General features: G+C 72.2%; 22 protein-coding genes and 1 pseudogene. 14 read left to right on the top strand and 9 right to left on the bottom strand.

The window, feature by feature from the left end:
- The first annotated feature begins 99 nt into the window (after positions 1 to 99).
- The 4 genes from AB0N17_RS15700 to AB0N17_RS15685 all read left to right on the top strand — a co-directional run bounded on the left by AB0N17_RS15700 (position 100) and on the right by AB0N17_RS15685 (position 4192).
- A complete protein-coding gene (locus tag AB0N17_RS15700) occupies positions 100 to 1641 on the top strand; it encodes an amino acid permease (RefSeq protein ID WP_366011970.1) in 1542 nt (513 codons plus the stop codon).
- A 200-nt stretch (positions 1642 to 1841) separates the two neighbouring features.
- On the top strand, positions 1842 to 3209 hold the full coding sequence (locus AB0N17_RS15695; protein ID WP_366011864.1) for a peptidase C39 family protein: 1368 nt from the start codon (positions 1842 to 1844) through the stop codon (positions 3207 to 3209).
- A gap of 108 nt (positions 3210 to 3317) precedes the next feature.
- Positions 3318 to 3458, top strand: coding sequence for an SCO1431 family membrane protein (locus tag AB0N17_RS15690; RefSeq protein ID WP_366011863.1), 141 nt, complete (start codon positions 3318 to 3320; stop codon positions 3456 to 3458).
- Positions 3459 to 3532: 74 nt separating this feature from the next.
- Positions 3533 to 4192 carry a TetR/AcrR family transcriptional regulator gene (locus AB0N17_RS15685; protein WP_366011862.1) on the top strand — a complete coding sequence of 220 codons (660 nt, stop codon included), beginning with the start codon at positions 3533 to 3535 and terminating at the stop codon, positions 4190 to 4192.
- A 55-nt stretch (positions 4193 to 4247) separates the two neighbouring features.
- Here AB0N17_RS15685 and AB0N17_RS15680 read toward each other — a convergent pair whose 3' ends face one another.
- Positions 4248 to 5480 (bottom strand): glycoside hydrolase family 18 protein, encoded by a 1233-nt coding sequence (locus tag AB0N17_RS15680; RefSeq protein WP_366011861.1) that lies wholly within the window; start codon positions 5478 to 5480, stop codon positions 4248 to 4250.
- 352 nt (positions 5481 to 5832) lie between these two features.
- Here AB0N17_RS15680 and AB0N17_RS15675 point away from each other — a divergent pair, with 352 nt between their 5' ends.
- Positions 5833 to 7005: an acyl-CoA dehydrogenase gene (locus AB0N17_RS15675; RefSeq protein WP_366011860.1), complete on the top strand. Its 1173-nt coding sequence runs from the start codon at positions 5833 to 5835 to the stop codon at positions 7003 to 7005.
- Here AB0N17_RS15675 and AB0N17_RS15670 read toward each other — a convergent pair.
- Positions 6968 to 7210: a hypothetical protein gene (locus AB0N17_RS15670; RefSeq protein ID WP_366011859.1), complete on the bottom strand. Its 243-nt coding sequence runs from the start codon at positions 7208 to 7210 to the stop codon at positions 6968 to 6970. The two genes, AB0N17_RS15675 and AB0N17_RS15670, sit on opposite strands and share 38 nt — an antisense overlap.
- A 137-nt stretch (positions 7211 to 7347) precedes the next feature.
- On the opposite strand from AB0N17_RS15670, the gene AB0N17_RS15665 reads away from it, so the two are divergent.
- The gene (locus AB0N17_RS15665; RefSeq protein ID WP_366011858.1) at positions 7348 to 8448 is read left to right on the top strand and encodes a hypothetical protein; all 1101 of its coding nucleotides are present in this window, start codon (positions 7348 to 7350) and stop codon (positions 8446 to 8448) included.
- 23 nt (positions 8449 to 8471) lie between these two features.
- Positions 8472 to 9575 carry a phosphotransferase family protein gene (locus tag AB0N17_RS15660; RefSeq protein ID WP_366011857.1) on the top strand — a complete coding sequence of 368 codons (1104 nt, stop codon included), beginning with the start codon at positions 8472 to 8474 and terminating at the stop codon, positions 9573 to 9575.
- Between the two features lies 1 nt (position 9576).
- Here AB0N17_RS15660 and AB0N17_RS15655 read toward each other — a convergent pair whose 3' ends face one another.
- Positions 9577 to 10011 carry a hypothetical protein gene (locus AB0N17_RS15655; RefSeq protein WP_366011856.1) on the bottom strand — a complete coding sequence of 145 codons (435 nt, stop codon included), beginning with the start codon at positions 10009 to 10011 and terminating at the stop codon, positions 9577 to 9579.
- 243 nt (positions 10012 to 10254) lie between these two features.
- Here AB0N17_RS15655 and AB0N17_RS15650 point away from each other — a divergent pair, with 243 nt between their 5' ends.
- The 4 genes from AB0N17_RS15650 (at position 10255) to fxsA (ending at position 14386) form a co-directional block, all read left to right on the top strand.
- A complete protein-coding gene (locus AB0N17_RS15650; protein ID WP_189951680.1) occupies positions 10255 to 10695 on the top strand; it encodes an Lrp/AsnC family transcriptional regulator in 441 nt (146 codons plus the stop codon).
- Between the two features lie 100 nt (positions 10696 to 10795).
- Positions 10796 to 12400, top strand: coding sequence for an amidohydrolase (locus AB0N17_RS15645; protein WP_366011855.1), 1605 nt, complete (start codon positions 10796 to 10798; stop codon positions 12398 to 12400).
- A gap of 535 nt (positions 12401 to 12935) precedes the next feature.
- Positions 12936 to 13733 (top strand): polyprenol monophosphomannose synthase, encoded by a 798-nt coding sequence (locus AB0N17_RS15640; RefSeq protein ID WP_366011854.1) that lies wholly within the window; start codon positions 12936 to 12938, stop codon positions 13731 to 13733.
- 77 nt (positions 13734 to 13810) lie between these two features.
- Positions 13811 to 14386 (top strand): FxsA family membrane protein, encoded by a 576-nt coding sequence (gene fxsA, locus AB0N17_RS15635; protein WP_366011853.1) that lies wholly within the window; start codon positions 13811 to 13813, stop codon positions 14384 to 14386.
- 100 nt (positions 14387 to 14486) lie between these two features.
- Here the strand turns inward: fxsA and AB0N17_RS15630 are convergent, their stop codons facing one another.
- The 4 genes from AB0N17_RS15630 to AB0N17_RS15615 all read right to left on the bottom strand — a co-directional run bounded on the left by AB0N17_RS15630 (position 14487) and on the right by AB0N17_RS15615 (position 17957).
- On the bottom strand, positions 14487 to 14861 hold the full coding sequence (locus tag AB0N17_RS15630; RefSeq protein ID WP_009187548.1) for an RNA polymerase-binding protein RbpA: 375 nt from the start codon (positions 14859 to 14861) through the stop codon (positions 14487 to 14489).
- Between the two features lie 266 nt (positions 14862 to 15127).
- On the bottom strand, positions 15128 to 16474 hold the full coding sequence (locus AB0N17_RS15625) for an MFS transporter (protein ID WP_366011969.1): 1347 nt from the start codon (positions 16472 to 16474) through the stop codon (positions 15128 to 15130).
- Between the two features lie 56 nt (positions 16475 to 16530).
- On the bottom strand, positions 16531 to 17307 hold the full coding sequence (locus AB0N17_RS15620) for a glycerophosphodiester phosphodiesterase (protein ID WP_366011852.1): 777 nt from the start codon (positions 17305 to 17307) through the stop codon (positions 16531 to 16533).
- Positions 17304 to 17957 (bottom strand): hypothetical protein, encoded by a 654-nt coding sequence (locus AB0N17_RS15615; protein ID WP_366011851.1) that lies wholly within the window; start codon positions 17955 to 17957, stop codon positions 17304 to 17306. Before AB0N17_RS15615 ends, AB0N17_RS15620 begins: the two co-directional genes overlap by 4 nt.
- A gap of 101 nt (positions 17958 to 18058) precedes the next feature.
- Here AB0N17_RS15615 and AB0N17_RS15610 point away from each other — a divergent pair, with 101 nt between their 5' ends.
- Positions 18059 to 19567 (top strand): PLP-dependent aminotransferase family protein, encoded by a 1509-nt coding sequence (locus tag AB0N17_RS15610; RefSeq protein WP_366011850.1) that lies wholly within the window; start codon positions 18059 to 18061, stop codon positions 19565 to 19567.
- Between the two features lie 44 nt (positions 19568 to 19611).
- Here AB0N17_RS15610 and AB0N17_RS15605 read toward each other — a convergent pair whose 3' ends face one another.
- Positions 19612 to 21225: a hypothetical protein gene (locus AB0N17_RS15605; RefSeq protein ID WP_366011849.1), complete on the bottom strand. Its 1614-nt coding sequence runs from the start codon at positions 21223 to 21225 to the stop codon at positions 19612 to 19614.
- 40 nt (positions 21226 to 21265) lie between these two features.
- Positions 21266 to 21460: a hypothetical protein gene (locus AB0N17_RS15600; protein WP_073899278.1), complete on the bottom strand. Its 195-nt coding sequence runs from the start codon at positions 21458 to 21460 to the stop codon at positions 21266 to 21268.
- Between the two features lie 330 nt (positions 21461 to 21790).
- Between AB0N17_RS15600 and AB0N17_RS15595 the strand changes: the two are divergent.
- Together AB0N17_RS15595 and AB0N17_RS15590 are read left to right on the top strand one after the other, a co-directional pair.
- Positions 21791 to 22184 (top strand): annotated as a pseudogene (locus AB0N17_RS15595) (ankyrin repeat domain-containing protein).
- Between the two features lie 299 nt (positions 22185 to 22483).
- Entirely contained in the window at positions 22484 to 23902 is a 1419-nt protein-coding gene (locus tag AB0N17_RS15590) for a HEAT repeat domain-containing protein (protein WP_366011848.1), read from the top strand.
- The last annotated feature ends 152 nt before the right edge of the window (positions 23903 to 24054 follow it).

Raw genomic sequence — 24054 nt, 5'->3', positions numbered from 1 at the left:
CGAGCAGCTCTCCCGGGCCCGGCGCGCCTGCGGACTGCCCGTCCCGGGACCCGCCTGACCCCGCTCGTCCCCTGCTCCCCACGAGAGAAAGGCCGATCTGTGTCGGAACGGATGTCGACTCCACGGGCGAAGGCCCGCGCGGGAGAAGACCCGGTCGTGCTCGACGATGACGCGACCCTGCACGCGATGGGTTATCCGCGGAAACTCACCCGACGCTTCCAGGCGTTCGACAATTTCGCGATCTCCTTCACCATCATCAATATCCTCTCGGGTATTTTCTCGTCCTTCGGATACGGTATGAACGCGGGCGGCCCCCGCATTCTCGTATTCGGCTGGATCGGCGTTTCGGTCATGGTGCTCCTCATCGGTGCGGCCATGGCGGAAGTCGCTTCCGCCTATCCGACGAGCGGTGCGCTGTACTTCTCCGCCGGTAAACTCGCCAAGCGGCACCAGGGCGCCTGGTCCTGGTTCACGGGCTGGCTGAACTTCGTGGGCCAGATCGGCGGCACCGCCGCCACCGGCTATGCGGCGGCCACCTTCATCCAGGCCTTCGTGCACCTGCAGTGGCCCTCCTACCAGCCGACCACGCACCAGACGGTCCTGATCACGGCGGTGATCATCGTCGTGCAGGGACTCGCCAACACCTACACGGTCCAGCTCGTCGCCGTACTGAACCGTATTTCCGTGTGGTGGCTGCTGATCGGACTCGTCGTGATCGTGGGCGCACTCATAGTGATGCCCGATCACCATCAGCCGGCGTCGTTCGTGACGCATTTCGAGAACAACACCGGCTTCACGAGCGGACTTTACGGCGGCATGCTCGGCCTGCTGGTCACGAGCTGGACGTTCACCGGGTTCGACGGCAGCTTCCACATGTCCGAGGAAACGGTCCACGCGACGGTCAACGCGCCCAAGGGGATCACCCGCTCCATCGGCTATTCGGCGATCACCGGCCTGATCCTGATGCTGGCACTGGTCTACAGCATTGGCGACTACGCCAAGGTGGCCGGTTCCGGCGCGCCGCCCGTGCAGATTCTGATCGACGGTCTCGGTCTCGCCACCGCCAAGGTCATGCTCCTCATCGTGATCGGCGCGATGCTCTTCTGCGGTCTGGCCAACCTCACCAGCAACACCCGGCAGATCTTCGCCTTCTCCCGGGACGGCGCCATGCCCGGCTCCCGCTGGTGGCACTCGGTCTCGCTGCGCACCCGTACACCGGTGAAGGCGGTGTGGCTCGCGGTGGGCTGCTCGCTGGCCCTGGTGGTGCCGGGCTGGTGGTCGCACACGGCGTTCACCGCGATCGTCAGCGTCAACGTGGTCGGGCTCTTCCTCGCCTACGCGGTGCCGATCTTCCTGCGCCTGCGGCTCGGGGACGAGTTCCAGCCGGGACCCTGGCACCTGGGCCGCTGGGGCCGGCCCATCGGCTGGCTCGCGGTGGTCTGGATCGTGCTCAGCAGCGTCCTGTTCATGCTTCCGCAGGCCTCGCCGATCACCGTCGACTCCTTCAACTACGCGCCGATCGCGCTCGCCGTCGTCCTGCTCGTGGCGACGGTGTGGTGGTTCGCCACCGCGCGCCGCCGTTTCCAGGGCCCGGTCAGCTACGGCCGTCCCGACGAGGTGGCGGCGATGGACCTGGTCTGATCCGCCCGGCCCCGGTGCCCGGCAGCCCGCCGGCACCGGGGCCGTGGGACGCCGGGGGAGGGCCTGCCACTGGCCGAGACCAATATTCGTGGCGTGGCATGCGCGGAAGTGCTGGCAGGGGCATGGCGGCTGCTCCATAGTTGGCGCACGACCGTGCACCGGAACCGCCCCGACTCGGACACCTGGGGGTAAGCGCGCCCATGAGCAGAGCCCGACAGCCGTCCCGCAGAACCGTCCTCACCGCCGCCGTCGCCGCGGCGGTGAGCGCTGGAACGGTCCCCGCCGCCGCCGTGCAGCGGACCGACACCGGCGCCGACGACCCCGGTCCGGCGCAGGCCCGACCGATCGACTACCACGCCTGGACCACGTACCGCGAGTGGCGCCTCGGCACCGCCCAGGGCGTCCGGGCCGTCTCCGGCCCCCGCCCCGGTGTCGTCATCGGCACCCCCGCGGGCCGCAGCGACTACACCGACCCGCACACGGGGACGACGGCCACCTGGGAGTACGCCACCTGGACCGCCCCGGTCCACCGGCTCACCGTGCCCGCCACCGAGGTCGTCGCGTCCTGGAACGCGCACACCCCCGACGGCACCTGGCTCCAGGTCGAGCTGCAGGGCACGTACTCCGACGGCACCGGCACCCCCTGGTACGTGATGGGCCGCTGGGCGGCAGGCGACCAGGACATCAGGCGGACCTCGGTGGACGGCCAGAGCGACGGCAAGAGCACCATCTGGACCGACACGTTCGCCATCGACGACGCGAGCACCGGCCTGCGCCTGACGTCGTACCGGCTGCGCCTGACCCTCTACCGCAGGCCCGGCACCCACCTGACGCCCACCGTGTGGCGGCTCGGCGCGATGGGCTCCGACATCCCCGACCGCTTCACCGTCCCGGCCTCCACCCCCGGCCTCGCCCAGGAGCTGGCCGTCCCCCGCTACTCGCAGGAGATCCACAAGGGCCAGTACCCGCAGTACGACAACGGCGGCGAGGCCTGGTGCAGCCCCACCTCCTCGCAGATGATCGTCGAGTACTGGGGCGGCCGGCTCACCCCCGAGCAGCTGTCCTGGGTCGACCCCTCCTACGCGGACCCGCAGGTCGACCACGCGGCCCGCTTCACCTACGACTACCAGTACGAGGGCTGCGGCAACTGGCCCTTCAACGCCGCCTACGCGGCCACCTACCACGGCCTGCAGGGCGTGGTCACCCGCCTCGCCTCGCTCGGCGACCTGGAGACGCTGATCGCGGCCGGCATCCCGGCCATAACGTCACAGTCGTTCCTGAAGACAGAGCTGACCGGCGCCGGCTACGGCACCTCCGGTCATCTGATGACGGTCATCGGCTTCACCGCGGACGGCGACGTGATCGCCAACGACCCCGCCTCGCCGGGCGACGACGCGGTGCGGCGGGTCTATCTGCGCCGGGAGTTCGAGAACATCTGGCTCAGGACCAAGCGGTACAACGCCTCCGGCAACGTCGCCTCCGGCACCGGAGGGGTCTGCTACCTGTACTTCCCGGCCCATCCGAGCCCGCGCCAGCGCAAGGCGCTCGCCGCGGTGGGCGTGCGCTGACCTGACCGTGTGAGCAAGCTCATCGCCGCGAACGCCGTCGCGGGTGGCACAGTGGACGGACGAAAAGGGGGGAATCCACGTGTACGTCCGACCTCTGCGAGAACCAGCATGACCGCACACCCGGCCACCGCCACCCGCGCCCGCACCGGCGGGCCCCAGGAAGACGGCCCGAAGATCCTCGAGCACCTCATGGGCTGGGTCCTCGTCGCGGTCGTCGCGATGTTCGTGACCCAGCTCGGCCTGCTCTGAACCGACGCCCTACGCGCGCGGCATGTTCTGACATACTGCGGAGGTCCCGCCGACCGCCTGGAACAGGGCCGACCTTGAACATGCCGCAGCAGCGTGCCGCCACCGGTCCCCGGGTGCGCGGCACCGAGCGCTCCGTCGCGCGTCGCGCCGAACTCATCGCCATCGGGCGGACGTTGTTCGCCGACACGTCCTACGACGCGCTGTCCATGGACGACATCGCCCGCCAGGCGCACGTCGCCAAGGGGCTGATCTACTACTACTTCGGGTCCAAGCGCGGCTACTACCTGGCCATCATCCAGGACTCCGTCGCCGGACTGGTCACCTTCGCCGCGAGCTCGTCCGAACTGCCCGCCGTGGACCGCGTCCACCGGACCATCGACAGCTACCTGCGCTACGCCGAGCACCACCAGGCCGCCTACCGCGCCATCGTCAGCGGCGGCGTCGGCTTCGACGCCGAGGTGCACGCCATCCGGGACGGCGTCCGCGAGGCGATCATCGACACCATCGCCGCGGGGGCCTACGGCCGCAGCGACATCTCCCCGCTGGCCCGGATGGGCCTGCTGTCGTGGGTGTGCGGCGTGGAAGGCGCGACCCTGGACTGGATCGACCGGCCCGGGCTGCCCCGTGACATCCTGCGCGAGCTGCTGGTGAAGACGCTCGGCGGAGCCCTGCGCGCCGTCGAGGAGCTGGACCCGGCCCACCCGGCCCCGCAGCCGGCCCGCCGGGACGCCTGAACGCGAGGGAGCGGAGGCTCGTGGTCCTCCGCTCCCGACCCCCCGTTTCCAGGGGCTACTTGATGGCCTTGATCAGCTCACCGTTCGCGGTGTCGCCGCTCAGCTCCCAGAGGAAGGTGCCGCCGAGGGCCTGCTGGTTCTTGTACGCCGTCTTCGTGGCGATCGTCGCCGGGGTGTCGTAACTCCACCAGTCGCTGCCGCACTTGGCGTAGGCGGTGCCGCCCACCGTGCCGGTCGCCGGGCACTTGGTCTTGAGCACCTTGTAGTCGTCGATGCCCTGCTCGTACGTGCCCGCCGCCGGGCCGGTCGCGGTGCCGCCGGGCGCCGCCTGCGTGACGCCGGTCCAGCCGCGCCCGTAGAAGCCGATGCCGAGCAGCAGCTTGGACGCCGGGATACCGAGTCCCTTGAGCTTGGCGATGGTCGCGGAGGTGTCGAAGCCCGCCTTGGGGATGCCCGGGTAGGAGGTCAGCGGGGAGTGCGGCGCGGTCGGGCCGGTGGCGTCCCAGGCGCCGAAGTAGTCGTAGGTCATGGGGTCGTACCAGTCGACGTACGCAGCGGCGCCCGCGTAGTCCGCCGCGTCGATCTTGCCGCCGCCGGTGGCGTCCGCCGTGATCGCGGCGGTGACGAGCGAGCTGCCGCCGAACTTCGCGCGCAGCGCCGCCAGTACGTTCCTGAACGCCTCCCGGCCGCTGGTGTCGCAGCTGTTGCCGCAGGCGTTCGGGTACTCCCAGTCGATGTCGATGCCGTCGAACAGGCCCGCCCACTTGGGGTTCTTCACCAGGTCGTAGCAGGACCGGGCGAAGGCGGAGGGGTTCTTCGCCGCCTCGCCGAAGCCGCCCGACCAGGTCCAGCCGCCGAAGGACCACAGGACCTTCAGGCCCGGGTGCTTCTTCTTCAGCTTCAGCAGCTGGTTGAAGTTGCCGCGCAGTGGCTGGTCCCAGGTGTCGGCGGCGCCGTCCACCGACTCGGCCGCGGTGTAGGCACGGTCGGTCGCCGCGTAGGAGTCGCCCATGGCGCACTTGCCGCCGGTGACGTTGCCGAAGGCGTAGTCGATGTGGGTGAGGCGGGCCGCGGAGCCGGAGGTCTCGATGTTCCGCACGTAGTACTTGCGGTCGTAGGTGCCCCATTCGGTGAAGTAGCCGACGACCTTGGAACCGGCCTTGACCTGGGGTGCGGCCGGGGCGGCAGCGGTCGCGGTGTTCGCGCCGGCCAGCAGTCCGGCGCCGAGGACGGTGGTACACGCGGCCGACAGCAGGGCCCGCATCCGGGAGCGGTGGGGAGAGTGCATCGGGTGTCTCCTCGTGGGGGGAGGGGAACGCGCGCCGATTGGCATGAACGCGGTAAAGCGTTGGTCATGCACAGTAGGAGGACTAGACCAGTTGGGTCAATGGTGCGGACCAATTTCGGGATACCGGAACCCCGTATTCCGGCGGCCCGGGACGCTCCGGCCCGGATTCTTGAAGTAAGCGGTCGTTAACTGGTGACGGGAGGTCGCCGATCGGGCATACTCACAGCGCAGCCGCTGGTCAGCAGCTTCCGAGACCCGGGAGCGGCCCCTCCGGCGAACAGGAACGACGAGGCGGAGCCGCCCCCACCCCACGGGCCGCCGCAGCGCCCGAAACAGGGAGGAGACCGACGCCATGTCCGACCGCGACCCGCAGCCGGTGGAGCGTCAATTGCCGACGGAAGAGGCGCGAGACCTGCTCGCCCTCGTCCGCGAGATCGCCCAGCGCGAGATAGCGCCGAGGGCGGCCGAGGAGGAGGACGCGGGACGCTTCCCGCGCGAGGTCTTCACCCTGCTCTCGGAGTCCGGCCTGCTCGGCCTGCCCTACGACTCCGAGTACGGCGGCGGCGACCAGCCCTACGAGGTCTACCTCCAGGTCCTGGAGGAGCTGGCCGCGGCCCGGCTCACCGTGGGCCTCGGGGTCAGCGTGCACACCCTCGCCTCCTACGCCCTCGCCACCTACGGCACCAAGCAGCAGCAGGTCGAGCACCTGCCCGCGATGCTCGGCGGCGGGCTGCTCGGGGCGTACTGCCTCTCCGAGCCCTCCTCCGGCTCCGACGCGGCCTCCCTGCGCACCAAGGCGGTCCGGGACGGCGACCACTGGGTGATCACCGGGACGAAGGCCTGGATCACGCACGGCGGGATCGCCGACTTCTACACCGTGATGGCCCGCACCGGCGAGGACGGCCCGCGCGGGATCAGCGCCTTCCTCGTCCCCGGTGACGCGCCGGGCCTCAGCGCGGCGGTGCCCGAGAAGAAGATGGGCATGAAGGGCTCACCCACCGCCCAGGTGCACCTCGACGGTGTCCGGGTCCCCGACGACCGACGCATCGGTGAGGAGGGCCAGGGCTTCCCCATCGCCCTGTCCGCCCTCGACTCCGGGCGGCTCGGCATCGCGGCCTGCGCCATCGGCGTCGCCCAGGCGGCGCTGGACGAGGCGGTCGGCTACGCCACCGAGCGCAGGCAGTTCGGCCGGCCCGTCGGCGACTTCCAGGGCCTGCGCTTCATGCTCGCCGACATGGCCACCCAGATCGAGGCCGGCCGCGCGCTCTACCTGGCGGCGGCCCGGCTGCGCGACGCGGGCAGGCCGTTCGCCAAGCAGGCCGCCATGGCCAAGCTGCACTGCACCGACACGGCCATGAAGGTCACGACGGACGCCGTGCAGATACTCGGCGGCTACGGCTACACCGCCGACTTCCCGGCCGAGCGGTACATGCGCGAGGCCAAGGTGCTGCAGATCGTCGAGGGCACCAACCAGATCCAGCGCATGGTCATCGCCCGTCACGTGGCGGGACCCGAAGGTCGCTGAACTGTCCCGTGCGGACCGTCGGGGCCGCCAGCCTGATCCACTCCGGATCGTGGCGGCCCGGCAGGGTGCGGCCCCCGTCGGCCCACACGCGCATCAGGTCACGGTAGATCGGCGGGTCCTGCGGCGCAGGCGGCGGAACCGATTCTGCGGGGCGCGGCACGAAGATGCGCCGCTGACGCCCGGTGGCCGAGTACATGGGGGTCATGCCCGGGCAACGCGACAGCGGCCGGTCAGGTCACCGCCCGGCGGAATCGCGCGTCAGTCCATACCCGTCCGGTCCCCCCTCTGGCCACCTGCGTCCGCCTGACGTACCGTCAGCTGACCGTCCAGCAGGGGGTGCCCGTGGCCGACGACCGTCCCGTACCGCTCGACGAGTACCCCGTGCACCAGGTGCCGCTGTCCATGAAGCACGTGGCGACCGGGGACCGCAACGCCTACGACCGCTGCATCTTCCACGTCCTCGACCACACCGGCCGCGCCCTGCTCATCCTCGGTCTCGGCGTCTACCCCAACCTGGGCGTGATCGACGCCTACGCCACCCTGCGCACCGGCGACACCCTGCACGCCGTCCGCGCCTCGGACGCCCTCGGCGAGGACCGCATGCGGCTCACCGTCGGCCCGCTGCACATCGAGGTCCAGGAGCCGCTGCGACGCCTGCGCCTGAGATGCGCGGACGACCGTCTCGCCTACGACCTCAGCTGGACGGCCGCCTTCCCCGCCCTGTGGGAGCCGCACCACCTCCAGCGCAGGGGCGACCGGCTCACCCTGGAGGGCCGCCGCTTCGTGCAGGCCGGCACGGTCGAGGGCCTGATCCGGGCCGGGGGAGAGGAGTTCCGGGTCTCCCCGCGGGACTGGACCGGCACCCGGGACCGCAGCTGGGGCGTGCGGCCGGTCCCCGGCGAGGACGGCGGACGGCTCGCCGCGGACCACCCCGCCGAGGGCTTCCACTGGATCTGGTGCCCGGTCCGCTTCGAGGACCGCTTCCTGATGGTCGTCGTCCAGGAGGACGCCGACGGCTATCGCTCCCTGAACGACGCCACCCTGGTCCGTCCCGGCCACCGCGACCGCCAACTCGGCTGGCCCCGGACCGAGATCGGCTACCGCTCCGGCACCCGGCACCCCGAACGCGCCGTCATCCACCTCGGCGACGCGCGCACGCCACAGGAGCTGGAGGTGGAGATCCTCGCGTCCTCCCCCCTCGCCGTCGGCGCCGGCTACCCACCGGCCGACGACTGGCAGCACGGGACCTGGCTGGGGCCGGGCTGGGTGGACCGCCGTACCTACGACATGACGGCGCCCCACCCGCTCGCCGGCTACGGAGTCACCGACCACTCCGCCCGCTTCCGCCTCGACGGCCGGACGGGTCACGGCATCTTCGAGCACGGCTCCTTCGGCCGGCACGACCCGAGCGGCTTCACCGGCTTCGACTCGGTGGCGCCCTGAACCGCGACCCCGAGGAGGGCGAGATGGCCACGGCACCGCGTCCCCGCACCACCACCCGCGACCCCGAGGAACTGGCCCGGCGCCTCACGGCCTGGCTCGGCACCCGGCTGCCCGGCGCCCGGGCGGCCGGCGTCACCGTCCCGGCCTCCAACGGCATGTCCAGTGAGACCCTGCTCTTCGATCTGGACCACCCCCGGCCGCCGGTGCGCTCCTGCGCCCTGCGACTGGCGGCGGACCCCGCGGCGTACACCGTCTTCCCGGAGTACGACATGGCCCGCCAGTACCGCACCCTGCGCCTGGTCGCCGAGCGCACGGACGTCCCCGTGCCCCGGGTGCTGTGGCTGGAGGAGGACCCCGGCCCGCTCGGCGCACCGTTCTTCATCATGGAACGGGTCACCGGACGCGTCCCTCCGGACGTCATGCCGTACACCTACGAGGGCAGTTGGCTGCACGCCGCGAGCGACGCCGAGCGCGAGCGCCTGGAGGCGGCCAGCGTCGGGTTGCTGGCGCGGCTGCACGACCAAGTTCCCTTGCCGGACGCCGAGTTCCTCGCGCTGCCCGGCGAAGGGGACGCCCTGCGCCGGCACGTGAGGGCCCAACGCGCCTACTACGCCTGGGTGGTGGACGGGCTGCCCCGCTCACCCCTCATCGAGGCCGCGTTCGACCGGCTGGAGCAGCTGTGGCCGCGCGAGCCCGGCGCACCCGTCCTCTCCTGGGGCGACGCACGCATCGGGAACGTCGTCTACGACGGGTTCGAGCCCGTCGCCGTCCTCGACTGGGAGATGGCGGCGCTCGCCCCGCGCGAGGTCGACCTCGGCTGGATGGTCTTCCTGCACCGCTTCTTCCACGACCTCACCGTCGGCTCCGGCCGTCCGGGCCTGCCCGGCCTGCTGCGCCGCGACCGCGTCGAGGCCCGCTACGCGCGCCTGACCGGGTACACCCCGCGGGACATGGACTTCTTCCTCCTCTACGCCGCCCTGCGGCACGCGATCGTCATGCTGCGCGTCGCCTACCGGCAGGTGCACTTCAAAGAGAGTGCCGTCCCGGCGGATCCGGACAGGCTGATCCTGCACCACGACACTCTGCGGGCCATGGTGCAGGGCAGTGACCGGGAAGCGGTGGGGTGACTCAGGCCGCCTGGTGGCGCATCGCCGGCACGCGCATCGGGCGCGAGCCCGGGCCGCCTGCGTGCGAGAAGGGCTGCGTCCGCCAGTCCAGACCCTGGGGGAGCGTCAGCAGCAGGGCGGTGTCCTGCTCCTGCGGCCCGGCCGACTCGTCCGCGGGGCGGGCGTCGGCCGCCGCACGGCCGGTGCCCGCACAGACCGTGAGTCCGAACGGGTTCCACGGCGAGGCGCACAGCGCGTGCTCCGGCAGGACCTCCTCGTCCGCCAGCAGCGCGATCGGCTGCGCGCAGTCCGGGCAGATCACCCGGTACATCTCGAAGGTGTCGTAGGCGTCCAGTTCGTCGTCGACGGCGTCGGGTTCGACGCCCTCCGGCTCGGGCTCGACGACCGGCTGCTGGCGCTTGGACGCGGATCGACCAGGGCGCTTGACACTCTGCATGGGACTCTCCCCCTAAGGCTGGGCCGAGAAGGCGCTGCGGCCTCGACCACACCAAGCACTTCCCGTCCGCTCTCGGGGGTAATCACGAGACCATCACGGAGCCTGTTCGAAACGTGTGGCATTCGTCACATGCCGTGCGCAGGTGCCCGTGGGGCCCCGCTGCGGTGCTTTTTGTATCGAACCGGCCATGACCTGCGGTCTCGGCTATCCGATGAGGTCAGACGCCCTGTAGGTTCTTGCGCCATGGAGGAGCTGGACCGTCAGATCGTGCAGCTGCTCGTCAAGGACGGGCGGATGAGCTACACAGACCTGGGCAAGGCCACGGGCCTGTCCACGTCGGCCGTGCACCAGCGGGTGCGCCGGCTCGAACAGCGTGGCGTCATCCGCGGCTACGCCGCGGTGGTCGACCCCGAGGCCGTCGGGCTGCCGCTCACCGCGTTCATCTCGGTGAAGCCGTTCGACCCCAGCGCGCCCGACGACATCGCGGACCGCCTCGCCGGCGTCCCCGAGATCGAGGCTTGCCACAGCGTCGCGGGCGACGAGAACTACATCCTCAAGGTCCGCGTGGCCACCCCGCACGAACTCGAGGAACTCCTGGCCCGGCTGCGCAGCCTGGCAGGGGTGTCCACCCGGACGACGGTGGCCCTGTCGACGCCGTACGAGGCACGACCGCCGCGGATCTGAGCCGGCGGGCGCCGCGGCCGCCCGGTGCCCGCACCGCCGGCCGCCGTTTCGAGGTGCCCCAGGTGCGGGTCCGCCCCCGTGGCAGGAGAAACTGTCGGCTATGAGTGAGCGCACCGCCGAGCCCCCCAAGACCGTCCTCCTGCGCCGCGGCGAGGTGCACAGCCCGGCCGACCCCTTCGCGACGGCGATGGTCGTCGAGGCGGGGCAAGTCGCCTGGGTCGGCTCCGAGGGCGCCGCCGACGCCTTCGCCGACGGCGTGGACGAGGTGGTCGACCTCGACGGCGCCCTGGTGACCCCCGCCTTCACCGACGCTCACGTGCACACCACCGCCACCGGACTCGCCCTGACCGGCCTCGACCTGTCCGCCGCCCCCTCTCTGGAGGCGGCCCTCGCGCTGGTCCGTGAGTTCGCCGCCGCCCGCCCGGACGACCGGGTGCTGCTGGGGCACGGCTGGGACGCCGCCCGCTGGCCCGGCGGTCGCCCGCCGACGCGGGCCGAGCTGGACGAGGCCTGCGGCGGACGCCCGCTGTACCTCTCGCGCATCGACGTGCACTCGGCCGTCGTGACCTCGGCACTCCTCGACCTCGTGCCCGCCCTGGGCCCGGTCGACGGTCCGCTCACCGCCGACGCCCACCACGCCGTGCGCGAGGCCGCCCTCGCCGCCGTCACCCCGGCCCAGCGCGCCGAGGCCCAGCGCACCGCCCTCGCCCACGCGGCCTCCCTCGGCATCGGCTCGGTCCACGAGTGCGGCGGCCCGCAGATCTCCTCCGAGGACGACTTCACCGGCCTGCTGAAGCTCGGCGCGCAGACACCCGGACCCCGGGTCGTCGGCTACTGGGCCGAACAGAACGCCGACAAGGCGCGGGACCTGGGTGCCGTGGGCGCCGCGGGCGACCTCTTCGCCGACGGCGCCCTCGGCTCGCACACCGCCTGCCTGCACGAGCCGTACGCCGACGCCGGCCACACCGGCACCGCCTACCTGGACGCCGACGCCGTCGCCGCCCACGTCGTCGCCTGCACCGAGACCGGCCTCCAGGCCGGCTTCCACGCCATCGGCGACGCCGCCCTGACCGCCGTCGTCGAAGGCGTGCGCGCCGCCGCCGAGAAGCTCGGCCTCGCCCGGATCCGTGCCGCCCGGCACCGGGTGGAGCACGCCGAGATGCTCACCCCCGAGACCGTCGCCGCCTTCGCCGAGCTGGGTCTGATCGCCTCCGTGCAGCCCGCCTTCGACGCGCTGTGGGGTGGCGAGGAGGGCATGTACGCCCGCCGTCTGGGTGCCGAGCGGGCCCGCACCCTCAACCCCTTCGCCGCCCTCCTGCGGGCCGGTGTGCCTCTCGCGTTCGGCTCCGACAGCCCCGTCACCCCGCTCGACCCGTGGGGCACGGTCCGCGCCGCCGCCTTCCACCACACGCCCGGGCACCGAATCTCCGTGCGCGCCGCCTTCACGGCGCACACGCGCGGTGGGTGGCGGGCGATCGGACGCGACGACGCGGGCGTCCTGGTCCCGGGCGCGCCCGCCGACTACGCCGTCTGGCGGACGGACGAGCTGGTCGTCCAGGCCCCCGACGACCGGGTGGCCCGCTGGTCGACCGACCCCCGCTCCGGCACCCCCGGCCTGCCCGATCTCACCCCGGGCCGCGACCTGCCGGTCTGCCTGCGCACCGTGGTGGGCGGACGGACGGTGTTCGTACGGCCGGGCGAGTGATCTCCCGGGGTGGCGCGGCGGCGATGATCACCGCCCGCCGCGTCGCCCGACCTGCACATCCTCCGGCCCCACCGCATCCGATGGGGTGTTTGTACAGGTCAGGCGACTGTTGACAGTCGACGGCCGGGGGCCGGTAGGTTCGGCCGAGTCCACCACCGGACGCCCGACCGGGGAGCGTTCACGCAACTCGTCGCGGCGCCGCTGGGTCAGGGACGGTGTGCCGCACCGGGGCACCGTCGCTGGGAGCCAGGCTCAGCGCCCGCGTCGACGAGGGAACGTTACGGCCGGTCGGCAAGGTGTGACCCGGGTGGGGCCCGGGCGCTCAGTAGACAACGGCTTTCGGTCGATCCGCAGCCAGCGGGTCCCAGGTCGGCCCGAAGGGCGCCGGGCCCCCATCCGCCGTGGCGCAATGGTGCCGAAAAGCGATTCTTACCCCACTCTTGTGGAATCGACACCACCGTCCGCACGAGCCGTCACGTCTTACCAGGCGGCGGCCACTATGGTGGACCCCTGCGTACGACCAGAAGGGGCAGCAGTGAACGACGGCGACGGGACCCTCGCGGCCGAGGTCCAGGGAAGGCAGTTCGGTCCCCTCGGCACAACCTTGGTGATCATTCCGACCTACAACGAGTCGGAGAACATCAAGGCCATCGTCGGCCGGGTGCGGTCGGCAGTGCCCGAGGCGCACATCCTCGTGGCCGACGACAACAGCCCCGACGGCACGGGCAAGCTCGCCGACGAGCTGGCCGCCGAGGACGAGCACGTCCACGTCATGCACCGCAAGGGCAAGGAGGGCCTGGGCGCCGCGTACATCGCGGGCTTCCGCTGGGGTCTGGAGCACGGCTACGGCGTCCTGGTGGAGATGGACGCCGACGGCTCCCACCAGCCCGAGGAGCTGCCGCGCCTGCTGACCGCGCTGAAGGGCGCCGACCTCGTGCTCGGCTCCCGCTGGGTGCCCGGCGGGCGGACCGTGAACTGGCCCAAGTCCCGCCAGTTCATCTCCCGAGGCGGCAGCCTCTACTCCCGCCTCGCCCTCGACCTGCCGCTGCGCGACATCACCGGCGGCTACCGCGCCTTCCGCCGGGAGACCCTCGAAGGCCTGGGCCTGGACGAGGTCGCCTCGCAGGGCTACTGCTTCCAGGTCGACCTGGCCCGCCGCGCGGTCAAGGCCGGCTACCACGTGGTCGAGGTGCCGATCACCTTCGTCGAGCGCGAACTCGGCGACTCCAAGATGAGCAAGGACATCCTCGTCGAGGCGCTGTGGCGGGTCACCGCCTGGGGCGTCGGGGACCGCGTCGGCAAGGTCACGGGCAAGGGCAGGCGGACCTCGTAACCTCCCGCCGGTGTCTTTCGTCGCCGGCTGATCATCCCCTTATCCCGCGCTGAGCCGTGCCCAGGCACACTGGGAGCATGACGACTGGCGTTCCGACCTCTCCGTACACCGCCCGGCAGCGACGCTCCCGGCTGCGCAGGTATCTGCCGCTGGGCTTCGCCGCGTGGCTGGTGCTGGAGATCTGGCTGCTGACCGTGGTCGCGGGCGCCGCGGGCGGCCTCACCGTCTTCCTGCTCCTGGTGGCGGGCGTCGTCGCCGGCTCCGTGGTCATCAAGCGGGCGGGCCGCCGCGCCTTCCAGAGCCTCAACGAGGCGCTCCAGCGGGGCGGCTCTCCCGAGCGCGGCGGGGGCAACGGCCTGATGATGCTGGCCGGCCTGCTGCTGATGATCCCGGGCCTGGTCTCCGACGCGGCCGGTCTCCTGCTGCTGCTCCCGCCGGTCCAGAAGATCGTGAGCCGCTTCGCCGAGAGTGCCCTGGACAAGAGGCTGCGCAGGGCCGCCCCGGGCAGCCTGGGTGACGCGTTCCAGCAGGCCCGCATGCACCGGCCCGACGGCAAGGTGGTGCAGGGCGAGGTCATCCGGCAGGACCGGGCCGGGTACGCGGACGGGTTCGGGGACGCACCGGGGGAGCAGCGGCCGCCGCTGACGCGCTGAACCGTCCGGGCGCGGACGGCTCAGCGTGCCGGACGGGTACGGAAAACACCGCGGGCGCCGTACGTGAGATCACGTACGGCGCCCGCGGTGTTGTGCAGCGTTATGCGGACTTGCGGCTGTCCCGAGGATGAACCGCGATGTTCATCGCCCCCGAGCGCAGAACCGCCAGGCGCTCCTCGAGGACCTCTTCGAGCTCCTCACGGGTGCGCCGCTCCATCAGCATGTCCCAATGGGTACGCGCGGGCTTGGCCTTCTTCTCCTCAGGGCCGTCGCCGTCGACCAGGAGTGCCGGGGCCCCGCAGACCTTGCACTCCCACTCCGGCGGGATCTCCGCCTCGACCGAGAAGGGCATCTCGAACCGGTGCCCCTTCTCGCATGCGTACTCCACGGCCTGGCGCGGAGCCAGGTCGATACCGCGGTCCGTCTCGTAGCTGGTCACCACGAGGCGCGTACCGCGAAGAGCTCGCTCACTCATGAATCGTGCCTCCCGGGCTTGTCGCCCACAGGACAGGTGTCGCTGTCGTCGTCATCCGGTCAACGTCCGGTCGGCGGTAAAGATTCCCGTTCCGGGTCATGCGTCGCCGTCGTAGCCGCCCCTTGTTCTACCCACAGGCGCCCGGTTTGTCACATCTGCTAGCAGATGTCACCCAGCGTTTCGGCATCTTTGACGCGCAGTAACGGTCCGCCTGGCAGGCCAAACGCGTACACTACCGCCCTTTCGCGTTGAACGCTAAATCGGTGCTAGATCTTCTCCGGAACCGGGTTGCCCGCCTGGCCGATGGCCATGCGCACCGGGACCCGGGCGAGCAGGGCGAAACCGATGACGAAGAAGGCCACCAGCGAGACGATCGCTGAGCGGTAGCTTCCGGTCAGCTGGTAGGTCAGGCCGAACAGCAGCGGCCCGAGCCAGCTCATCCCGCGGTCGCTCATCTCGTACGCAGAGAAGTACTCGGCCTCCTTCCCCGGCGGCACCAGATGGGAGAACAGCGACCGCGACAGCGCCTGGCTGCCGCCGAGGACCAGCCCGATCCCGCCGGCCAGCACGAAGAACCACACCGGAGCCCTCGCGGGCAGGAAGTAGCCGGCCGCCAGCGTGACGGTCCAGGCCACCAGCGAGCCCAGGATCGTCCGCTGGGCGCCGTAGACCCGGGCCAGTCGCCCCATGGCCAGCGCACCGGCCACCGCCAGCACCTGGACCAGCAGCACGGCCACGATCAGTGTCGACTGTCCGAGCCGCAGCTCCTCGGAGCCGTACACCGAGGCCTGGGAGATCACCGTCTGGATGCCGTCGTTGTAGACGAGGTACGCGAGCAGGAACGCCAGCGTCAGCGGATGCCGGCGCATGTCCCGGACCGTCGCCGCCAGCTGGCGCAGCCCGGGCGCCGTGCCGTGCGCCACGCGCGCGTGCCGGTCGCGCAGTCTGCGCAGCGGTACGAGTGTGAAGGCGCCCCACCACAGGCCGGCCGAGGCCAGGCAGATGCGCACCGCGGCCGTCTCGGACAGGCCGAAGGAGCCGTGCGCCGAGTACAGCACCAGGTTGGCGACGAGGACCGTGGAGCCCGCCGCGTAGCCGAAGGCCCAGCCCCGCGAGGAGACCGCGTCGCGCTCCTCGGGCGGGGCGATCTGCGGCAGGTAGGAGTTGTAGAGCATCATCCCGACGGATTGCGCCGCGTTCGCCACGATCAGCAGCACACCGCCGAGCAGATACCGGTCGCCGTCCAGGAAGAACAGGCCCGTGGTGGCCGCCGCGCCGGTGTACGCGGCCGCCGCGAGCAGCGGCTTCTTACGGCCCGTGCGGTCGGCCGCGCTGCCCACGAGCGGCATCACGACGACGGCCAGGACCACCGACAGGGACACCGAGTAGGCGAAGAAGGAGCCCGCCCGGACCGGGATGCCCAGCGGGTGCACATAGCCGTCGGCGTCCGCCGCGTGCTCGGCGACCGACGTGAGGTACGGACCGAGGAACACGGTCAGGACGGTCGTCGAATAGACCGAGCACGCCCAGTCGTAGAAGTACCAGCCGCGCTGCTCGCGCCGCAGACCGGCGCGCTCGTCCGCCGCCGGTGTCCGCACGGTGCCGGTGTCCACCCGCGCCCTCGCTTCCCCGCTCAACTGCGAAGGCTCGGCCGGGGCGCCCCGGGTGCTCAGACCCAGACGCCGCGCTCCTCCATGACCTTGCGCAACGTGTCGATGTGATCGGTCATGATGCCATCGACACCGAGGTCCAGGAGCCGGTGCATCCGCTCCGGATCGTTGACCGTCCACACGTGCACCTGCAGCCCGCGCGCGTGGGCGGCGCGGACGAAGCGGTGGTCGACCACCGGGACGCCGGACTGCGCCTCGGGCACCTGTGCGGCGACGGCGGAGCGGCGCACCGCGGCCGGCAGCCCCCAGGAGCGCAGCCGCAGGCTGAGCACCCCACGCGTGCCGAACGAGGTGGCCAGACGCGGCCCCGCCAGCCGCTGGGCACGCAGCACGCGCGCCTCGGAGAAGGAGCCCACGCAGACCCGGTCCCAGGCGTCCGTGCGCTCGACCAGCTCCAGCAGGGGCCGCAGCGCGGGCTCCGCCTTGATGTCGACGTTCCAGCGGACCCCGGGGAAGGTCTCCAGCAGTTCCTCGAACAGGGGCACCGGTTCCCGGCCGCCCACGCGCGCGTGCCGTACGTCGTCCCACGGCAGGTCGGCGATGCGGCCCGCCCCGTCCGTCACCCGGTCCAGGGTCGCGTCGTGGAAGGCCACGAGACGGCCGTCCGCCGTGGCGTGCACATCGGTCTCGATGTACCGGTAGCCCAGCTCCACGGCGCGCCGGAACTGCGCCACGGTGTTCTCCAGCCCGTCGGCGGCTCCGCCCCGGTGGGCGAAGGCGAGCGGGCCGGGGTGGTCGAGGTACGGGTGGCGTACGGGCGGCGTCGTGAGGGTCACCCCGGCAGTATCGCGCGCTCCGGTGTCGCGCCGGCAACGACCGTGCTGCCGACCGATGCCGCCGGGACGGCGAACACCCGCAGGAACAGTTGCGCCAGCGGGCCGATGGACACGGCGTACACCACGGTGCCCACCCCGATGGTCCCTCCCAGGGCGAAACCGGTGACCACGACGGCCACCTCGACCCCCGTGCGCATCAGGCGGATCGAACGGCCGGTGCGCCGGTGCAGGCCCGTCATCAGCCCGTCGCGCGGGCCCGGTCCGAAACTCGCCGCGATGTACAGCCCGGTGGCCGCGCCGTTCAGGACGATGCCCGCGAGCAGGAGCGGGACGCGCAGGGTGAGGGAGCGGGCGTCCGGGACGAGCGCGAGCGTGCCGTCCATGGCCAGGCCGACGACGAAGACGTTGGAGACCGTGCCCAGCCCGGGGCGCTGGCGCAGCGGGATCCACAGGAGCAGCACCGCCGCCCCGACGACGATCGAGACGACGCCGATGGTGAGTCCGGTCAGCTTCGCGATCCCCTGGTGCAGCACGTTCCAGGGCTCCAGGCCCAGGCCCGCCTCGACGAGCAGCGCGGAACTCGCGCCGTAGAGCGCGAGACCGGCGTACAGCTGGATCAGCCGTCGTCCGAGACGGTCCGGAGTGGACATGAAATACCCCCTGAGTGGTGGCGGTGGCCTGACGCATGACACTCTGTGGCTTGGGATGGAACGCCATCCATGGCCAATTCGGGGAAGGTGGACTGATCGTCATGGCGCAGTGGACCTCGGCGATGGGAGCCGCGCAGCTCGCCCGGCTCCTCAACTCCCAGCAGGACCGCCCGGCCGGTCCCGGCACCCGCCGTCCCCCCGCCTATCGCGCTCTCGCCGACGGCATCCGGCTGCTGGTCCTCGAAGGCCGTGTCCCGGTGGCCGCCCGGCTCCCCGCCGAGCGCGAACTCGCCCTCGCCCTCTCCGTGAGCCGCACCACCGTCGCCGCCGCCTACGAGGCACTGCGCGGCGAGGGCTTCCTGGAGTCGCGGCGCGGGGCCGGCAGCTGGACCGCCGTGCCCGCCGGGAACCCGGTCCCCGCCCGCGGCCTGGAGCCCCTGCCGCCGGAGGCCCTCGGCTCGGTCATCGATCTGGGCTGCGCGTCCCTCCCCGCCCCCGAGCCGTGGCTGACCCGCGCGGTGCAGGGCGCCCTGGAGGAGCTGCCTCCGTATGCCCACACGCACGGCGACTATCCGGCCGGACTCCCGGCGCTCCGCTCGATGATCGCCGAGCGCTACACCGCGCGCGGGATCCCCACGATGCCGGAGCAGATCATGGTGACGACCGGCGCGATGGGCGCCATCGACGCGATCTGTCACCTGTTCGCGGGCCGGGGCGAGCGCATCGCCGTGGAGTCCCCGTCCTACGCCAACATCCTCCAGCTGATGCGCGAGGCGGGGGCCCGGCTGGTCCCGGTCGCGATGGCCGAGGGGCTGTCCGGCTGGGACATGGACCGCTGGCGCCAGGTCCTGCGCGAGGCCGCGCCGCGCATGGCCTACGTGGTCGCCGACTTCCACAACCCCACCGGCGCGCTCGCCGACGAGGACCAGCGGCGCCGGCTGGTGGACGCGGCCCGTTCGGCGGGCACGGTGCTCGTCTCCGACGAGACGATGTCCGAACTGTGGCTGGACGACGCGTTCGCGGACGGTGGCATGCCGCGCCCGGTGTGCGCCTTCGACCCCGCGGGCTCGACCGTCATCACGGTCGGCTCGGCCAGCAAGGCGTTCTGGGCGGGCATGCGGATCGGTTGGGTGCGCGCGGCTCCGGACGTCGTACGCAGCCTGGTCGCGGCCCGCGCGTACGCCGACCTGGGCACGCCCGTGCTGGAGCAGCTCGCCGTGAACTGGCTGTTCAGCACCGGCGGCTGGGCGCAGGCGGTCGAGCAGCGCCGGGCCCAGGCCCGCGAGAACCGGGACGCGCTGGTGGCGTCGCTCCGCCGGGAGCTGCCCACGTGGGAGTTCGAGGTGCCGCAGGGCGGTCTGACCCTGTGGGTCCGCGCCGGCGGCCTCTCCGGCTCCCGTCTCGCCGAAGCGGGCGAGCGGACCGGCGTCCGCGTGCCGTCCGGGCCCCGCTTCGGCGTGGACGGCGCGTTCGAGGGGTACGTGCGCCTGCCGTTCACGGTCGGGGGAGCGGTGGCGGACGAGGCGGCGGTACGGCTCGCCGCCGCGGCTCGGCTGGTGGAGACGGGGGCCACCGGGGGTACGGAGGCGCCCCGCACGTTCGTGGCCTAGCAGACGCGGGGCGCTTCCCCGCACCCGTCCGGGGCACCGGCACCCTAGGAGGGCTCCGCGGCCAGGGCCTCCGCGGTCACCGGGGCCGCACCGACCGCCGGCTTCGTCAGATCCATCGGTGCGGTCTCCTCCGCGCTGCCCCGCGTCGGCAGCAGCGCCAGCACCGCCTGCCGGTCGGCGTCGCTCGTGGCGTCGTCGTACGGATCCGGCGTACGCGGCACCTGAAGCCGGTGGACGGGGCCGTTCCCGAGCCGGGCGTACCCCCGCCCGGGCGGCACGTGCCCGAGCGGCGTCGTGTGCGGCGGCTCCCCCAGGACCGACTCCACCTGCCGGGGCGCCGCGACCCCGAGGACGACACGCGCGCGCGTGTGCTGCCGCACCGCGTCGCTCAGCGCCTCCGCGCCGTCGAACTGCTCGGCGACGACGACGGTCACGTTGGCCGCGCGCCCGTGCCGCAGCGGCACCTGGAGCAGGGTCTGCGGATCCTTGCGGCCGTCGGTCACCGCGAGGTGGGCGAACACGCTCGGCCGGTCCACCAGGATCCACAGCGGGCGCCGGGTGTCCTCGGGCGGCGGGTCGCCCGCCTGCCGGGCCAGGGTGATGGCGATCAGCCGTCGCTCGGTCTCCTGCGCGGCCCACTCCAGGCTGGCCAGCGCCCCGGGCAGGGCGCACTCCACGGCCAGTACGCCGTCCCGGCCGGTCAGGCACGCGTACTCGCCGGTGCCGCCGCCGTCGACGATCAGGACGTCGCCGTACTGCAGGGCCTGCAGGGCGATGGAGCGCAGCAACGTCGACGTGCCGCTGCCCGGGTGGCCCATGGCCAGCAGGTGCGGCTCGGTGGAGCGCACGCCGGTGCGCCAGACGACCGGCGGGACGTCGATCTGTTCCTCGCCGTAGGCAAGGGGCAGCGTGCGCTGGACCTCGCTGGGGTCGGTGAAGCCGAGGACGGTCTCGCCCGGCGTGGTGACGAAGCGCTGGGCGGCGATGTCCGTGGGCAGCGGGGCGAGGACGGTGACCGCCAGCTGGTTGCCCGCCTCGTCCCAGGCGAAGTGGTACTCGCGGCCCCGCCCGGCCTTCGCGGTGAGGAGCTGTTCGATCCGGGCCCGGGCGTCGGGTTCGCCGTCGGGGAAGTAGGCGGGATAGCGGATCACGAGGTGACCGACGCGCCCGTCAGCGTCGAACTCGTGCGCCGTGAAGGCCTTCTCCCACTCCCCGCCGTGCGCGTACAGCGGCGCCGGGTCCTCGGGACCGGAGAAGTACGGCACCAGTGCCTCGTAGAGCGCCTGGAGCCGTTCGAGCTGGGACTCGTCGGGCCCCTCGGGGGCCGGCGCTTCCCGGTCGCGGCCGTGCCAGGCCGCTGCCGCCATCAGGGTGATGACGGCGAGCAGCGGTCCGTACGGCACCAGGGTCACGACCAGGATCACGGAGGCCGCCAGGAACAGCAGGGGCCCCCGTTTGTCCTTGGGCGTGTCCGCCCACCTGCGCCGCCCGGCCGAGGCCAGCCGGCGCATCCCGCGAGTGACGGTGATCAGCGGGTGGAGGACGTCGGTGGCACTGTCGGCCGCCGTCCGGGCCAGCTCCCTGCTCCGGGCGATCTGCATCCGGGCGATCTGGGCGCTGTCTTTGCTCAGAATGCGGGGGAGAGGGCGCCGGGCCACTGCTGTCTCCTGTGGGTGCGTGCGGGCGGGGCGTGCGGGGTCAGAACTTGAGGCCGCCGAGGAGGCTGGCCAGGCTCTCGCCGCCGGCCTTGATGCTCGGGGCGATGGCCGTGCTCGACAGGTAGAAGCCGAACAGGGCCGAGACCGTGGCGTGCGAGCCCTTCAGTCCGTCCTTGCGGAAGAAGAGGAAGACGATGACGCCGAGCAGGAACACGCCGGACAGGGAGAGGATCATTTCGGGCCTCCTGGTGTCGAAGGTGGGGGACAGTCACCATGAGTTCTTCCAGGATCACAGGATGTATCCATACGATTAAAGGTGCAACTGGGTGAAATCCGGTTGATTTCGCCCACTCGGTGGAGCCGTCCTGACCCGGTTGACCAGGTCTGTTCCCTCCGGCGGAGCCCGCAGCCGATCTTTACCTCGGGCGCATCGGGTCATGTGCCGTGGGAGCCAGTACGCTGGCGATTCACTCGTACGGCCGCCTTCCGCTCGGTGTCGTACGCTCCATCAGTCCCGAGAACCGGTCCCGGAGCCGGTCCGACATCCCAAGGAGAGGCGGTCCGGATGAGTGAAGCCCCCGACCCCGAGGTCGTGGAGCTGGCGACCAAGATCTTCGATCTGGCCCGGCAGGGGCAGACCGAGGCGCTGGTGGCGTACGTCGACGCCGGCGTTCCGGCCAACCTCACCAACGACCGGGGCCGACTCCCTGGTGATGCTCGCCGCCTACCACGGCCACGCCGACGCGGTGCGTGCGCTGCTCGCCCGCGGCGCGGAGGCGGACCGGATCAACGACCGGGGCCAGACCCCGCTCGCGGGGGCGGTCTTCAAGGGCGAGACGGACGTGATCAAGGCCCTGCTGGAAGGCGGAGCCGATCCCGCGGCGGGCACGCCGTCGGCCGTCGACACGGCACGCATGTTCGGCAAGACGGACCTCCTGGAGCTGTTCGGCGTGAGCTGACACGCCGTCCTGACCAGGTACGACACAGAAAACGGGGGAGGCGGTAAAGGGCCGCCGGAAATACGGTCGCGGCAGCACACACCGCGGGTCATCATGACGACGTGATTCACGGACGCGATGGCTGGGCAGGTGTTGCCGCACCGCGCGGGCCGTGATGCGGTCCGCATGGGCCACCGACGAGAGGCAGAGAGAGATGGTCTACAGCAAGCAAGAGACGGCGGGCGCTCCGACGTTGTGTCACGCGGCCAGGTAGTGCGTGTTCCCCGGTTGCGTCGACGCTTGATGTGAGGCTGTTTCCCATGTTCGATCCGGTCATAGCGCCCAGCGGTACGCTGCTCGGCCTGCTGCAGCGGGGCCGCGGCGACGGCACGCTGCACGCGCTCACCGCCCCCCGTGCGGAAGCGCTTGCCGCCCTGAACCACTGTGTCCTGCGCGATCCCCGCCACGACTGGCAGGTGGAGAACCGCTCCCTGTACTACGCCCGGCTCTATCTCGACCTGGACGGCGAGCTGGACGCCGTCGAGGCGCACCTCTTCGACCCCGAGGACGTGCTCGACACCGACGAGTCCCGCACCGGCCTCGCGCTGGCCGTCCTCGGGCACCTCGCCTCCTACGGCCGGCGGGACGCGCTCGAACTGCTGCGCAGGTACGCCGCCCACGGCTCCAACTGGGCCTGGGCCCTGGACGAGCTGGCCCTCAGGGACGACGACGCGGGCCTGCGCGCCCTCGCCGCCCCCGTCCTGACCCGCTTCCCCGCCGATCCCGAGGGCGAGGCCGAGCTGGCCGCCGCCGTCCGTGACGCCTTCGAACCGCGCCCCTGGCGGCTGTGGGCCGAGGATCCGCGCGAATCGATCGCCACGCGTGTGCGTGCCGCCCAGGAGACCGGCTGTTTCGACCGCTGGCAGCGGCAGATGCGGCCGACCGGCCCGCGTCCCGGCTGGAGCGTGCGCGCCGTCTTCGAGTGGGCGCAAGCGGGCATGGACCGCGGTGCCGCCCTGCATGTGCCGGCCGCCCGCTGCCTGGTCGCCGTGGCCGGCCCCGAGGACCGCCCGGAGATCCTCCAGGCCGCCCGGGGCGGCATCGACGGCGCCCGCTGCACAGCCCTGCGCTACCTCGCCGACGGCAACGATCCGGTGGCCCTCGACCTGATCGAGGCCGCGGTCGCCGACGGAACGGCCGTCGTCGTGGAGGCCGCCGTCGATGCCTTCGAACGCATGCGCAGTGTCACCGCCGTGGAACGTGCCCGACGCTGGGCCCAGCGCCCCGACGCGCTCGGCGCCGCCGCCGGACGCATCCTCGCCTGCCGGGGCGGGGCGCGGGACAGCGACCTCGTCCTCGGTGCCCTGCGCGAGGCCGTACGCGGCGAGGGCCCCGACGCGCCCACCCTGTGGACCCTCGTCGACGGCGCCGGACGCCTCGGCATCGCCTGCGCGGCGCCCGTGCTGCGCCACGTCTACCGCGAGACGGCCTCCTCCCATCTGCGGGGCCGCGCCGCCCGCGCGCTGGCCGCCACCGATCCCTCCTTCGCCACCGGCTTCGCCGTCGAGTGCCTGTGGGACTGCGAGGAGACCACCCGCGAACTCGCCGCCCGGCACGCCGAGACCGGCGACGCCCGGGTCGTGGAGCGACTGCGCCGCCTCGCCGCCGATCCGGCCGAGGAGGCCGAGGTGCAGACCGCGGTGCGCAGCCGCTTCGAACCGGACATCCCCACCGGGTGACCCCCACCCGCGCACACGGCCCGGGCGGACGACCGCCCGCCGGGTGAACACCCGGTGACCCACAGGTCAGGCGGCCATGACGGCCGCCTGACCTGCTCGGGTGTGCAGTCCAACGCTCATGGGACGTTCCCCGGGCGGAAAGATCGAAGTCG

The organism is Streptomyces sp. NPDC051133, from assembly GCF_040682635.1.
Classification (GTDB): Bacteria; Actinomycetota; Actinomycetes; order Streptomycetales; family Streptomycetaceae; genus Streptomyces.
This window is presented reverse-complemented; position numbering and strand designations above follow the sequence as displayed.

Bases quoted from the DNA above. Each gene is read 5' to 3' on its own strand.
- AB0N17_RS15695 (WP_366011864.1), top strand. From the start codon at position 1,842: ATGAGCAGAGCCCGACAGCCGTCCCGCAGAACCGTCCTCACCGCCGCC.
- AB0N17_RS15690 (WP_366011863.1), top strand. From the start codon at position 3,318: ATGACCGCACACCCGGCCACCGCCACCCGCGCCCGCACCGGCGGGCCC.
- AB0N17_RS15680 (WP_366011861.1), bottom strand. From the start codon at position 5,480: ATGCACTCTCCCCACCGCTCCCGGATGCGGGCCCTGCTGTCGGCCGCG.
- AB0N17_RS15675 (WP_366011860.1), top strand. From the start codon at position 5,833: ATGTCCGACCGCGACCCGCAGCCGGTGGAGCGTCAATTGCCGACGGAA.
- AB0N17_RS15670 (WP_366011859.1), bottom strand. From the start codon at position 7,210: ATGACCCCCATGTACTCGGCCACCGGGCGTCAGCGGCGCATCTTCGTG.
- AB0N17_RS15660 (WP_366011857.1), top strand. From the start codon at position 8,472: ATGGCCACGGCACCGCGTCCCCGCACCACCACCCGCGACCCCGAGGAA.
- AB0N17_RS15655 (WP_366011856.1), bottom strand. From the start codon at position 10,011: ATGCAGAGTGTCAAGCGCCCTGGTCGATCCGCGTCCAAGCGCCAGCAG.
- AB0N17_RS15650 (WP_189951680.1), top strand. From the start codon at position 10,255: ATGGAGGAGCTGGACCGTCAGATCGTGCAGCTGCTCGTCAAGGACGGG.
- AB0N17_RS15645 (WP_366011855.1), top strand. From the start codon at position 10,796: ATGAGTGAGCGCACCGCCGAGCCCCCCAAGACCGTCCTCCTGCGCCGC.
- fxsA (WP_366011853.1), top strand. From the start codon at position 13,811: ATGACGACTGGCGTTCCGACCTCTCCGTACACCGCCCGGCAGCGACGC.
- AB0N17_RS15630 (WP_009187548.1), bottom strand. From the start codon at position 14,861: ATGAGTGAGCGAGCTCTTCGCGGTACGCGCCTCGTGGTGACCAGCTAC.
- AB0N17_RS15615 (WP_366011851.1), bottom strand. From the start codon at position 17,957: ATGTCCACTCCGGACCGTCTCGGACGACGGCTGATCCAGCTGTACGCC.
- AB0N17_RS15610 (WP_366011850.1), top strand. From the start codon at position 18,059: ATGGCGCAGTGGACCTCGGCGATGGGAGCCGCGCAGCTCGCCCGGCTC.
- AB0N17_RS15600 (WP_073899278.1), bottom strand. From the start codon at position 21,460: ATGATCCTCTCCCTGTCCGGCGTGTTCCTGCTCGGCGTCATCGTCTTC.
- AB0N17_RS15590 (WP_366011848.1), top strand. From the start codon at position 22,484: ATGTTCGATCCGGTCATAGCGCCCAGCGGTACGCTGCTCGGCCTGCTG.